Genomic DNA, 12,473 nt, shown 5'->3' with positions numbered 1-12,473 from the left:
GAGGCATGGATGGCCGGCTCAAGAGGCCGGCCATGACGATCTTTGGGGGTGGCGTTAAGCCGCCCGGCGCCGGGCGATGGCGCCTTCGGCCAAGCGGAAGCGGCCGATCAGGTCGGTAAGGGTTTCGGCCTGCTGGGCGAGGTTCGCGGCGGCGTTGGCGGTTTCCAGCACCATGGCGGCGTTCTGCTGGGTGACGCGGTCCATCTCATTGACCGTGGTGTTGACCTGGCCCAGGCCGACGGCCTGTTCCTGGGTCGAGGTGGAGATGTCGCCCACCAGGCCATGCACTTCGCTGACCCGGCCGACGATGCGGTTCAGAGCCTGGCCGGTCTGGCCGACCAGTTCCACGCCTTGAGCGACCTGGCTGCTCGAGTCGGTGATCAAGCCCTTGATCTCGCGGGCGGCGCCGGCGGCGCGTTGCGCCAGGGCCCGGACCTCGGAGGCGACGACGGCGAAACCACGGCCAGCCTCGCCCGCGCGGGCGGCTTCGACGCCAGCGTTCAGCGCCAGCAGGTTAGTCTGGAAGGCGATCTCGTCGATCACGCCGATGATCTGGCTGATCTTGTTGGAGGAGCCCTCGATCTGGCCCATGGCGGCGATCGCGGCCTCGACGACCGGAGCGCTCTGCTCGGCTTCCTGGCGGGCGTCGGCGACGGCGGTCGAGGTTTGGCGGGCGGTTTCGGCGGACCGGCGGACGGTCACGGTGATCTCGTCGACGGCGGCGGCGGTCTCTTCCAGCGAGGCCGCCTGGTTCTCGGTGCGGCGCGCGAGGTCGTCGCCCGAGACCTTCAGCTGGCCGACCGTCGAGGTCATGGAGGACACCGCCCGCACCACCGCGGCGATGGTGCCGTGCAGTTCGCCGACCGCGCCGTTGAAGTCGTCGCGGAGCTGGGCGTAGTCGCCGGTCAGTTCGCGGTCGATCCGCGCGGTCAGGTCGCCCTTGGCCAGGCCCGACAGCGCGTGGGCGAGGGTCTGGACCACTCGGGTTTGCTCGGCGGCGGCGGCGGCGCGCTCGGCCTCGGCCTTATGGCGGTCGGCTTCCGCGGCTTCGAAATAGACGTCGAGCACCAGGCTCATGTCGAGCAGGGCGCCCTTGATCAGGGCGGTGATGATGTCGGCCGTCTCGGCGTTCTTGGCCTTGCCGCCCAGCACGCCCGGCGCGCGTTCAGTCATCACCGAGCGGACCAGCTGTTCCAGCACCAGGGCGTAGCCGCCGATGTACCAGCGCGGTTCCAGGCCGATCCGGGCGTGGATGCCGCCGATGGTCTGCACGGCCTTGGCGTAATCGGCGGAGAATTCGCCCGAGGTGATCCCCTGCCAATGGCGGAGCTGGGCGTTGTGGGCCTTGGTGATGTGACCGTCGTCGCGGAAGTGGGCGCGGGTCTCCGGGGTCTTGCGGACCTGCGCGTAGAAGTGATCGAGGGCGGCGGGGAGTTTCTCGGTGATCAGCGGCCGAGCCGCGCGCAGCGCTTGCCGGGTCTCCGTCGTCACCTGCATGAATTCCAGGCGTCCGTCCAAGCCGTTCCCAGTCATCACTCACTCCACCAACCGCGTAGAAATCACGCACGAGTATTCCACGGCGCACTCCTGGACCTCGGCGGTTAAGGATGGGTAAGGAGCTGCAACCCACGGCGCAGCTTGATCAGTTTCGCGTCATTTCGCCGCTGTTTGACGGGCGGTGATGTTGGGCCGGTGTTTTTCTTTGCCCTCGGCATCGGGACCTGCCGAGACTATATCCAAGTCATGCCCCCACGCCTTCGCCCCACGCGTCTGGAATATGTTGTCGACGGGGTCCGTCTGCGCGCCCAGCTATCGGCCGCGGCCCTCGATGCGGCGGGCGACGAGCCCGAACAGCGCCGCCGCGCGCTGGAGATCCTCAAACAGGCCCTGTTCCGCGGCCGGATGATCGCCAAGGAGCGGCTGGAGAACGGCGCCGGCGGCATCGAGACCGCGCGGCTGCTGTCGGGCGTCACCGACGAGGTGGTCACCGCGCTCTACGACTTCACCACCGTCCACGTGTTCCGGGCTCGCAACCCGACCGAGGGCGAGCGCTTGGCGTTGTTGGCGGTCGGCGGATACGGGCGCGGCGCCCTGGCCCCGTTCTCCGATCTCGATCTGCTGTTCCTGCGGCCCTACAAGCAGACCGCCCATACCGAGAGCGTGATCGAGTACATGCTCTACGCCCTGTGGGACCTGGGCTTTAAGGTGGGCCACGCCTCGCGGACGGTCGAGGAGTGCATCAAGCTTTCGCGTGAAGACTACACGATCCGCACCTCGATCCTGGAGGCGCGCCAGCTCACCGGCGACAAGCAACTGGCCGACGAACTGATCCGGCGTTTCCGGGCCGAGGTGGTGAAGGGCACGGCCGCGCAGTTCGTCGCCGCCAAGCTGAAGGAGCGCGACATCCGCCAGGAGCGGGCGGGCGCCAGCCGCTACTTGGTCGAGCCCAATGTGAAAGAGGGCAAGGGGGGCCTACGCGACCTCAACACCCTGTTCTGGATCGCCCAGTACCTGCACCCGGTCAGCCAGGTGGACGGCTTCGTCCAGCTCGACATGTTCAACCGCCGCGAGGTGGCGGCCTTCATCAAGGCGTTCGACTTTCTGTGGGCGGTGCGCAGCCATCTGCACTTCGCCACCGGTCGGCCCGAGGAGCGGCTGACCTTCGATCTGCAGCCGGAGATCGCCCGGCGGATGGGCTATGGTGACCGTGGCGATGCGCCCGCCGTCGAGCGGTTCATGCGCCGTTACTTCCTGATCGCCAAGGAGGTGGGCGCCCTGACCCGGGTGTTCGCCGCCAAGCTGGAAGCCGAGCAGATCAAGCAGGAGCCCAAGGGGCTTTCGCGGCTGATCCCGGGCCACGGCAAGGCCAAGCGCAAGAAGCTCGATCCCGGTTTCCACGAGGAGGGCGGGCGCCTCAATATCGACGGGCCGGAGATCTTCGAGTCTGATCCGATCAACATGCTGCGGCTGTTCCGGCTGGCCGATCAACGCGACCTCGACCTGCATCCCGACGCCTTCACCGCCGCCAGCCGTTGTTCGGGCCTGATCGGCTCGAAGGCGCGGCGCGATCCCGCCGCGGCCAAGGTGTTCCTCGATATCCTCGCCCATGGCCGCGATCCGCAGCGGGCCTTGTCGATGATGAACGACGCCGACGTTCTGGGCCGCTTCGTGCCGGAGTGGGGCCGCATCGTCGCGCAGATGCAGTTCAACATGTACCACTCCTATACGGTGGACGAGCACACCCTGCGCGCCATCGGCGTGATCGCCGACATCGCCAATGGGCGGTTCGCTGAAGACCATCCGCTGTCGACCTCGGTCATGCCGCTGATCGACGACCGCGAGGCGCTGTTCCTGGCCATGCTGCTGCATGACACCGGCAAGGGCGGGGTCGGGGGCCAGGAGAAGGCCGGGGCGCGGGCCGCCCGCCAGGCCTGCGAGCGCCTGGGCCTGGACCGCAAGCGCATCGAGATGGTGGCTTGGCTGGTCGAGCATCACCTGGTGATGAGCGACTACGCCCAGAAGCGTGACATTTCCGATCCCCGCACCGTCGCCGACTTCGCGCGCATCGTCGAGACGCCCGAGCGGCTGCGCCTGCTGCTGGTGCTGACTGTCGCCGACATCCGCGCGGTCGGGCCGGGAGTCTGGAACGGCTGGAAGGGCCAGCTGATGCGCGAGCTCTACGGCGCGACCGAGGCGGTGTTCCGCGGCGGCCGTGGCTCCGACGCCGCCGCCGCCATCCGCCGCTATCACGAGAACGCCGCCTATGACGCCCGCGTGCGGCTGATCGCGGCCGACCCGACCACGGCCGACTGGGTTCAGACCATGGAGGACGCCTATTTCACCTCGTTCTCCGACGACGAGATCCTGCTCCACGCCGCCCTGGCGCGCCGCGCCGAGCAGGCGGGCGGGGCGGCGGCCCAGGGCCAGATCCGCAACGGCTTGAACGCCTCGGAAGTCGTGGTGGCGGCCCCCGACCGTCAGCGGCTGTTCGTCAATCTGGTCACGGCCATCACCGCGGCCGGCGCCAATGTGGTCGGGGCGCGGGTGTTCACCTCCGGCCAGGGCGAGGCGCTCGACGTCTTCTATGTCCAGGACGGCGCCGGCGCCGCCTATGGCGCGGACAATCCGCGCACCTTGGCCCGGCTGGCCGAGGCGCTTGAGGTGGCTGGACGGGGCGAGCCGATCAAGGGCGAGCCGCGCCGGGTGACCGACTTTGGGCGCGCGGCGGCCTTCTCGATCACCCCCACGGTCATGCTCGATAACGACGCCTCGGAGGTCTCGACGGTGGTGGAGGCCTCGGGCCGCGACCGGCCTGGTCTGTTGGCGGCCTTGGCCCACAATATTTCCGACGCCGGCCTCTCGATCCTCTCGGCCCACATCGACGGCTATGGCGAGCGCGCGGTCGACGCCTTCTAGGTGACCGAGCCGAACGGCGGAAAGCTGACCGACGCCAAGCGAATGGCGGCGCTCAAGGCCGACCTGATGGCCTCGCTCAACGAAGCCGAGGCCACGCCCCCGCGTTCGCGGGCCAATCTCCAAAAGGCCCGGGCGAGCGTCGCCAGGTGAGCACGGGGTCTTGTCGCTCTTGACCCTGGCCTAGGGCTCAGCGCACACAAACGCCGTGACAGCACCCGCAACCTCGCCCGCCAAGAGCGGCCTAATCCGCTCCTCCATGGTGCTGTCGGGCCTGACGCTCATCAGCCGGTTCATGGGCCTGGCGCGGGATCTGGTGCTCACCGCGCGGCTGGGGGCCAGCGCCACCATCGCGGCCGACGCCTACTATACCGCCCTGGCTTTTCCGAACCTGTTCCGGCGGATCTTCGCCGAGGGCGCGTTCTCCTCGGCCTTCATCCCGGCCTATACCAAGACCCTGGTCGGAGATGGACAGGCGCAGGCCGATAGCATCGCCTCGGACGCCCTGGCGACCCTGGCGGCGGCGACCATCGCCCTGACCATCGCCGCGCAACTGGCGATGCCCTGGCTGATGTACGTGATCAATCCGGGCTACGCCTCCGATCCGGCCAAGTTCAAGCTGGCGATCCTGCTGACCCAGATCAGCATGCCCTACCTGCCGTGCATGGCCATCGGGGCGCTGCTCTCGGGCGTGCTGAACGCTCACCGGCGGTTCATTGTCACCGGCATATTCCCGACCATCCTCAACCTAGTGATGCTGGCCGCGGTCATTCCGCAGACCGATCCGATCCGGGCGGCCTTCGCCGCCTCGGTCGCCATCCCTATCGCCGGCGTGTTGCAGGCCGGCCTGCTCTGGTGGGGCGCTCGGCGCGCGGGGGCCAAGATCATGCTGCGCAGGCCCAAGCTCAGCCCGGAGATCAAGGCGCTGATCGCCTTGGCCATCCCCGGCGCCATCGCCGCCAGCGCGGTGCAGATCAACATCTTTATTTCCGGCATCCTGGCCTCCCAGGTCCCGGGCGGCCGCGCTTGGACCGAGGTCGCCGCGCGCCTCTATCAGCTGCCGCTGGGCCTGATCGGCGTGGCGGTCAGCGTAGCCCTGCTGCCACGGCTCTCCAGCGCCATCCAGGCCAAGGATCACGCCGACGCCCAGTCCGCCACCGATCAGGCGATCATCTTCTCGCTGGCCCTGACCGCTCCGGCCGGCGCGGCGCTGGCGGCCATGCCGTTCTTCCTGATCGACGGGCTGTTCACCCGCGGCGCCTTCACGGTCGAGGACGCCCGTCAGACTGGGCAGATCCTGCTGCAATACGGCTGGGGCGTTCCGGCCTTCGTGCTGACGCGCGTGCTGCAGCCGGCCTTCTTCGCCCGCGCGGACACCCGCGCCCCGATGCGCTTTGGGATCATCTCGGTGGTGGTGAACATCGTGCTGGGTCTGGCCCTGTTCCAGGTGATCGGCATTCAGGGCATCGCCGCGGCGACCAGCGCGGCGGCGTGGCTGAACGTCCTGCAAATGTCCCTGCTGCTGGCCAAACGCGGCGACTACACCCCGACCAAGGCGGCCTGGAACCGCATCGCCCGCATTGTCGCGGCCAGCACCGCGTTCGGGTTGCTGATGGGTTTTGCCTCCCACAACCGCGCCTTCATCGAGGCGCCGCTGGCGGACATCTATTTCATCGGCCTTGGGGCCAAGGAGATCGCCGTGCTGTCGGTCAGCGCGCTCGGCGTCGTGGCCTATGGCGTGCTGCTGCTCGGGTTCAGGGGCGTCACGCGCGCCGAGATCCGCGCCGCCCTGCGCCGTCGTCCAGGCGACGTGGCGGTTTCGCCCGACCTCTGACGGGCTTGCCGTTCTTTCCCGAAGGCCTTATTCGCAATGGTCATGGCTTACGGAACGCACACTTGGCGATGGCGCAGCGCCTGATCCCGCCCACCGGCTGCGCGCAAGCGCGCCTGCACGTCCTCTTTTCAAAAGCCTGACATCATCATGACCGACCAAGCCCCCCCCGCCTACACGGGCCCGCAACGCGTGCTGTCCGGCGTCCAACCCTCGGGCGCCCTGCACCTTGGCAACTATCTCGGCGCCCTGGTGAAGTTCGCCCGCCTGCAGCACGAGGTGGAGACCTTCATCTTCGTGGCCGACATGCACGCGATCACCGTGTGGCAGGACCCCAAGCTGCTGGCCTCCCAGGTGCGCGAGATCGCCGCGGCCTATCTGGCGGCTGGTCTTGACCCGAAGGTCGCGACCATCTTCCCGCAATCGGCGGTGACCGCGCACGCCGAACTGGCCTGGATCTTCAACTGCGTCGCCCGCCTCGGCTGGCTCGACCGCATGACCCAGTTCAAGGAGAAGTCGGGCAAGCACAAGGAGCGCTCGAGCGTGGGCCTCTACACCTACCCGGTGCTCCAGGCCGCCGACATCCTGCTCTACAAGGCGACCCAGGTGCCGGTCGGCGAGGACCAGCGCCAGCATCTGGAGCTGACGCGCGACGTGGCCGCGAAGTTCAACCATGACTTCGAGGTTCCGGGCTTCTTCCCGCTGCCCGACGCCATGACCCAGGGTCCTGGCGCGCGGGTCATGTCGCTGCGCGACGGCTCGGCCAAGATGAGCAAGTCCGACCCGTCGGACAATTCGCGGCTGAATCTGCTGGATGACGCTGACGCCATCTCCCAGAAGGTCCGCAAGGCCAGGACTGATCCGGAGCCGCTGCCCGAAACGCTGGACGAATTGAAGGACCGCCCCGAGGCGCTGAACCTGCTCGGCATCTACGCCGCGCTGGACGGGCGGACCTCGGCGCAGGTGCTGACCGAGTTCGCCGGCCAGGGCTTTGGGGCCTTCAAGCCCAAGCTCGCCGATCTGGCGGTGGAGAAGCTGGGTCCGGTCGGCGCCGAGATGCGCCGGCTGATGGCCGATCCGGCCGAGATCGACAAGGTGCTGGCCGCCGGCGCCGAGCGCGCTCGCGAGGCCGCCGCCCCCACCTTGGCCGAGGTGAGGAAGATTGTCGGCTACTGGGGCGCTTGAACCCTCCGTTTCAGCTGATCCCGGCGAAGGCCGGGACCCATGCTGCCTCCGAATGGGCCCCGGCTTTCGCCGGGGTGAGCGGTTTTTGTTGCGTTCCGGCAGGATCCCGAGCCACCGTCACCCCATGAGCCCACGCAAGTTCCTCGTCATCGCCGACGACAGTCCGGAGTTCCAGGCGGCCCTGCGGTTCGCCTGCCGGCGCGCGCGCTCGACCCAGGGCCACGTGGCCTTGCTGCGGGTCATCGAGCCGGCGGTGTTCGAGCACTGGAGCGGGGTGCGCGACGAGATCGAACGCCAGGCCCGTGAGGAGGCCGAGGCGATTCTGCAGAAGATGGCCGAGTACGTGGTGGCTGAAACCGGCGCCCCGCCTGAATTCATCATCATGCACGCCGACAGCACCCGCGCGGCCCTGCGCGAGGTGATCTCCGCCGACCCCTCCATCAAGATCCTGGTGCTGGCCGCCGCGGTCGGGGGCAGGGGACCTGGACCGCTGGTCGCCTCGATCGCCAAGGACGGGGTGAAGTGGGGCGCGCGCAAGGTGCCGGTCACGGTCGTGCCGGGCGACCTGACCGACGAAGAGATCGCTGACCTCGCCTAGCGACCTCGCGAAACTTGCGATTTGGCCGGTAAAGCGCCACATCTCATTCATGTTCATCCAGACCGAAGTCACGCCGAACCCCGAGGTTCTGAAGTTCCTTCCCGGCCGCGAGCTCCTCACCGAGGGTTCGCGCGATTTCCGGACCATGGACGAGGCTCAGGCCTCGCCCCTGGCGAGCGATCTGTTCGACATCGAGGGCGTGACCCGGGTGTTCTTTGGGACCGACTTCCTGACGGTCGGCAAGGACGGCCATCACGACTGGCCGCACCTGAAGGCGCCGATCCTGGCGGCGATCATGGATCACTTCACCTCGGGCCGCCCGTTGTTCGAAGACAGCGCGGGCGAGGCCGGCGGTCATGACGACCTGGTCTATGAAGGCGAGACCGCCCAGGTGGTCGCCGAGATCAAGGAGCTGCTCGACACCCGCATTCGCCCGGCCGTGGCCCAGGACGGCGGCGACATCCTGTTCAGCCGCTTCGAACCCGACACAGGCGTGGTGTGGCTGCACATGCGCGGCGCCTGCTCGGGCTGCCCGTCCTCCTCGGCCACCCTGAAGGCCGGCGTCGAGAACATGCTCAAGCACTATGTGCCCGAAGTGACGCGCGTCGAGCAGACGCTCTAGGCGCTCTCGCGGTGGGGGTTTTCCAAGTTTCAGCGCTGGCGGCGAGCGCGCGATGATCGTGCTCGCCATCGACACCTGCCTGTTCGCCTGCTCGGTCGCGGTGGTGGACGGCGAGCGCGTGCTGGCGCGCCGGGTCGAGCCCATGAGCCGCGGACACCAGGAACGCCTCGCGCCGCTGGTCCAGGAGGCGATGGTCGAGGCTGGTCTTGGTTTCGACCGGCTCGACCGGATCGGTGTCACCGTCGGCCCGGGCTCGTTCACCGGCCTGCGCGTGGGGCTGGCCTTCGCCAAGGGCCTGGCCGCCGCGCTGGCCATTCCGGCGGTCGGGATCGGCTCGCTGGAGGCCTTGGCCGAACCCGAGCGCGGGAACGTGGTCGCGGTGCTCGATGCCAAGCGCGGCCAAGTCTATTTGCAAGCTTTCTCGGACGGCGTTCCGGTGAGCGCGCCCGACGCCTTGCCGATCGAGACCGCCGCGGCCCGGCTTGCGGAGTTCGCCCCTGACACTCTGATCGGCACGGGCGCGGCCTTGTTGGCCGATGTCCGGCCGGGCGTTCGCGTTGTCCCGGCCGATGTCACCGACCCGGTCGCGGTCGCCCGGTTGGCGGCGGGCAGATCGCCGGTTCCGCCGCGACCGCTCTATCTGCGCGCGCCCGACGCCAAGCTGCCCGGCGGAAAGACGCTGGAGGCGTGAAGATGCGCCCCGCCTGGGACCATGAGGCCGGGGACCTCGCCCGCGTCCACGACCAGGCCTTCGACCATCCCTGGTCCGCGTCGGAAATCGCCGAACTGATTGGCTCGCCTGGGGCCTTCGCCCTGGTCGCGGAGGACGCTGCGCCCGCGGCTTTCATCCTTTGTCGGGCCGTGGCGGGAGAGGCCGAAATCCTCACCCTGGCCGTCGAACCGGCGGCGCGCCGCCGAGGTCTGGCCCGGGCTTTGGTCGAGGCGGCGGCCGGCGTCGCACGCATCGCGGGCGCCGAGGCGATGTTCCTGGAGGTCGCTGACGACAACGTCGCGGCCATCGGCTTGTACGAGGCCGCGGGATTTGACCGTGCGGGCCTGCGCCGCGGATACTATGATCGTGGTCCACAAGGTTACGTCGATGCGCTCGTGATGCGTCTCGACCTTGGCCGCGCGGCGCTGTAGCCCTATCCTTAGGTCATCTGAAGTCCGAGGAGCCCCGTTCGTGGATCGCATCGAAAATCTCTGCATCGAGAAGGGCATGCGCATGACCGAGCAACGCCGCGTGATCGCGCGGGTGTTGTCGGCCGCTCATGACCACCCCGATGTGGAAGAACTCTATCGTCGCTCCCACGAGGTCGACCCGCACATCTCCATCGCCACGGTCTACCGGACGGTGCGCCTGTTCGAAGAGGCGGGCATCATCGCGCGCCACGACTTCCGTGACGGCCGTTCGCGCTACGAGGAAGCCACCGAGGTCCACCACGATCACCTGATCGACATGAAGACCGGCAAGGTCGTCGAGTTCGTGGACGAAGAGATCGAGGCCCTGCAGGAGGCTATCGCCCGCAAGCTCGGCTACAAGCTGGTGGATCACCGGCTTGAGCTCTACGGCATGCCCCTTGAAGAGGGGTAGAGCTTTCGGCCCCCGCTCCGGCGGGGTTTTCGGCTGACGTCGGACCTTTTCCAGATTTGTTCGCGGCCCGGCTTCGGCGCGTGCGCGCGCTGTTGTGCGCCTTGCGCCAACCTATCCACAGCCCCATAAACCCGGCCATGTCCGCTCCAACCAAGCGTCTCTACATCAAGACCTACGGCTGTCAGATGAACGTCTATGACAGCGAGCGCATGGCCGACGTCCTTGCGCCGCTGGGCTATGGGATGACGGACCGGCCCGAGGACGCTGATCTGGTGGTGCTCAACCCCTGCCATATCCGCGAAAAGGCCACCGAGAAGGTCTATTCCGAGCTCGGCTACATCAAGCAGATGAAGCAGGCTCGGGCTGAGGCCGGGGCGCAGATGACCGTCGTTGTCGCTGGCTGCGTGGCTCAAGCCGAGGGCGAGCAGATCATGATCCGCCAGCAGGCCGTCGACCTGGTGGTCGGGCCCCAGGCCTATCATCAGCTGCCGGAATTGATCGCCCGCACGCACCGCAAGCGCGGCGAGCGGCTGGCGGCCGACTTCGCCGCCGACGAGAAGTTCGACGCCCTGCCGGTGGAACGCAATCCCGCCGGGGTCACCGCCTTTCTCACCGTGCAGGAGGGCTGCGACAAGTTCTGCACCTTCTGTGTGGTGCCCTATACGCGCGGCGGCGAGTGGTCGCGGCCGGTGGAGACGATCCTGGCCGAGGCTCGCGACCTGGCCTCCAAGGGCGTGCGTGAGGTCACCCTGCTGGGCCAGAACGTCAACGCCTATGCGGGGGAGGGTGGCTTGGCCGGGCTGGCGCGCCAGTTGGCCAAGATCGAGGGTCTGGACCGGATCCGCTACACCACCAGCCACCCGGCCGACATGGGCGATGACCTGATCGCCGCCCATGCCGAGCTGCCGCAGTTGATGCCCTATCTGCACCTGCCGGTGCAGGCCGGCTCGGACAAGATCCTCAAGGCGATGAACCGCGCCCACACCGCGCAGAGCTATCTGCGGCTGGTGGAGAAGATCCGCGCCGCGCGGCCCGACATCGCCATGGCCGGCGACTTCATCGTCGGCTTCCCCGGCGAGCGCGACGCCGATTTCGAGGCGACGCTGCAGCTGGTCCGCGAGGTCGGCTACGCCGGGGCCTTCAGCTTCAAATATTCCCGCCGGCCCGGGACCCCGGCCTCCGCCCTGCCCGGGCAGGTGGCCGAGGAGGTCAAGGAAGAGCGGCTGGCGCGATTGAACGCCTTGCTGGATGACCAGCAGCGGGCGTTCAATGTCAGTCAGGCCGGCAAGGTGTTGCCGGTCCTAATCGAACGGCCGGGTCGTCATCCGGGGCAATTGTCAGGCCGCAGCCCCTATCTGCAGGCCGTGCATGTCGAGGGGCCAGATCGTTTGATCGGGCAGATCGTACCTGTGCGGATCGAGGCCGGGAGCAAGATGAGCCTGGCCGGCGTGCTGGAAATGGAAACCGCGTGAGCAGACCTGAATTCATCCTGTTGTCCGACGCCGCCGCCCGCGCGGTGGCGGGCGCGTCCAGCCGTCACGCCGCCCTGATCGAGGACGCCTTCAACGTCCTGATCGAGACGCCCGGCGGCGGGGTTTCGGTGGACGGAGACGCCAAGGCCCGCGCCGGCGCCAAGCAGGTGATCTCGGCTATCGCCGCGCGCGCCGACGCCGGCCAGGACGTGGCCGAGGCAGATGTTCGCGTGGCCATCGGCCAGGTTCGGGTCGGGGCGGCCAAGGCGCCGGGCGGCTTGCCGGCGGGCAAGCGCGGCCAGGTGGCGCCGCGCACGCCGGGCCAGGCCCGCTATCTTGAGGCCCTGGCCAGTTGCGACCTGGTGTTCGGCCTGGGGCCGGCCGGCACCGGCAAGACCTTCCTGGCGGTGGCGCATGGCGCGGGCCTGCTGCTGCGCGGCGAGGTCGAACGCTTGATCGTCTCGCGCCCCGCCGTCGAGGCGGGCGAGCGTCTGGGCTTCTTGCCGGGCGACCTGACCGAGAAGGTCGATCCCTATATGGCCCCGGTCTGGGAGGCCCTGACCGACATCCTGGGCGTCGACCAATTCCGCCGCCGCCGCGAGAAGGGCGAGATCGAGGTCGCGCCCATCGCCTTCCTGCGCGGCCGCACGCTCAGCCACGCCTTCGTCATTGTCGATGAGGCGCAGAACACCACCCGTCTGCAGATGAAGATGGTTCTGACCCGGATCGGCGAGGGTTCTCGCATGGCGGTGACCGGC

General features: G+C 68.4%; 10 protein-coding genes and 1 pseudogene. 10 read left to right on the top strand and 1 reads right to left on the bottom strand.

What is annotated here, in order from left to right; genetic code table 11:
• Nucleotides 1–54: 54 nt before the first annotated feature.
• Nucleotides 55–1,533 carry a globin-coupled sensor protein gene (locus Q7T84_RS10885; RefSeq protein WP_304808651.1) on the bottom strand — a complete coding sequence of 493 codons (1,479 nt, stop codon included), beginning with the start codon at nt 1,531–1,533 and terminating at the stop codon, nt 55–57.
• A 210-nt stretch (nt 1,534–1,743) separates the two neighbouring features.
• Between Q7T84_RS10885 and Q7T84_RS10880 the strand changes: the two are divergent.
• The 10 genes and pseudogenes from Q7T84_RS10880 to Q7T84_RS10835 form a co-directional block, all read left to right on the top strand.
• A pseudogene (locus Q7T84_RS10880) lies at nt 1,744–4,566 on the top strand ([protein-PII] uridylyltransferase).
• Nucleotides 4,567–4,621: 55 nt separating this feature from the next.
• Nucleotides 4,622–6,247 carry a murein biosynthesis integral membrane protein MurJ gene (murJ, locus tag Q7T84_RS10875; protein WP_304808648.1) on the top strand — a complete coding sequence of 542 codons (1,626 nt, stop codon included), beginning with the start codon at nt 4,622–4,624 and terminating at the stop codon, nt 6,245–6,247.
• 147 nt (nt 6,248–6,394) lie between these two features.
• Entirely contained in the window at nt 6,395–7,429 is a 1,035-nt protein-coding gene (trpS, locus tag Q7T84_RS10870) for a tryptophan--tRNA ligase (protein WP_304808644.1), read from the top strand.
• A gap of 124 nt (nt 7,430–7,553) precedes the next feature.
• Nucleotides 7,554–8,027: a universal stress protein gene (locus tag Q7T84_RS10865; RefSeq protein WP_304808642.1), complete on the top strand. Its 474-nt coding sequence runs from the start codon at nt 7,554–7,556 to the stop codon at nt 8,025–8,027.
• Between the two features lie 49 nt (nt 8,028–8,076).
• Entirely contained in the window at nt 8,077–8,649 is a 573-nt protein-coding gene (locus Q7T84_RS10860; protein WP_304808640.1) for a NifU family protein, read from the top strand.
• A gap of 55 nt (nt 8,650–8,704) precedes the next feature.
• Nucleotides 8,705–9,340 (top strand): tRNA (adenosine(37)-N6)-threonylcarbamoyltransferase complex dimerization subunit type 1 TsaB, encoded by a 636-nt coding sequence (tsaB, locus tag Q7T84_RS10855; RefSeq protein WP_304808653.1) that lies wholly within the window; start codon nt 8,705–8,707, stop codon nt 9,338–9,340.
• 2 nt (nt 9,341–9,342) lie between these two features.
• Nucleotides 9,343–9,792, top strand: coding sequence for a ribosomal protein S18-alanine N-acetyltransferase (gene rimI / locus Q7T84_RS10850; RefSeq protein ID WP_304808638.1), 450 nt, complete (start codon nt 9,343–9,345; stop codon nt 9,790–9,792).
• Nucleotides 9,793–9,832: 40 nt separating this feature from the next.
• Nucleotides 9,833–10,243 (top strand): Fur family transcriptional regulator, encoded by a 411-nt coding sequence (locus tag Q7T84_RS10845; protein WP_304808636.1) that lies wholly within the window; start codon nt 9,833–9,835, stop codon nt 10,241–10,243.
• A 137-nt stretch (nt 10,244–10,380) separates the two neighbouring features.
• Entirely contained in the window at nt 10,381–11,715 is a 1,335-nt protein-coding gene (miaB, locus tag Q7T84_RS10840; RefSeq protein WP_304808634.1) for a tRNA (N6-isopentenyl adenosine(37)-C2)-methylthiotransferase MiaB, read from the top strand.
• The coding region (locus Q7T84_RS10835; RefSeq protein ID WP_304808633.1) for a PhoH family protein at nt 11,712–12,473 on the top strand (762 nt) is incomplete at its 3' end. The genes miaB and Q7T84_RS10835, both read left to right, overlap by 4 nt.

The sequence above is a fragment of the Phenylobacterium sp. genome (assembly GCF_030654915.1).
Taxonomy (GTDB): domain Bacteria; phylum Pseudomonadota; class Alphaproteobacteria; order Caulobacterales; family Caulobacteraceae; genus Phenylobacterium.
This window is presented reverse-complemented; position numbering and strand designations above follow the sequence as displayed.

What these genes read in the sequence shown, in the direction of transcription:
- Q7T84_RS10885 (WP_304808651.1), bottom strand. Translation starts at nt 1,533, where the DNA reads ATGACTGGGAACGGCTTGGACGGACGCCTGGAATTCATGCAGGTGACG.
- trpS (WP_304808644.1), top strand. Translation starts at nt 6,395, where the DNA reads ATGACCGACCAAGCCCCCCCCGCCTACACGGGCCCGCAACGCGTGCTG.
- Q7T84_RS10865 (WP_304808642.1), top strand. Translation starts at nt 7,554, where the DNA reads ATGAGCCCACGCAAGTTCCTCGTCATCGCCGACGACAGTCCGGAGTTC.
- Q7T84_RS10860 (WP_304808640.1), top strand. Translation starts at nt 8,077, where the DNA reads ATGTTCATCCAGACCGAAGTCACGCCGAACCCCGAGGTTCTGAAGTTC.
- rimI (WP_304808638.1), top strand. Translation starts at nt 9,343, where the DNA reads ATGCGCCCCGCCTGGGACCATGAGGCCGGGGACCTCGCCCGCGTCCAC.
- miaB (WP_304808634.1), top strand. Translation starts at nt 10,381, where the DNA reads ATGTCCGCTCCAACCAAGCGTCTCTACATCAAGACCTACGGCTGTCAG.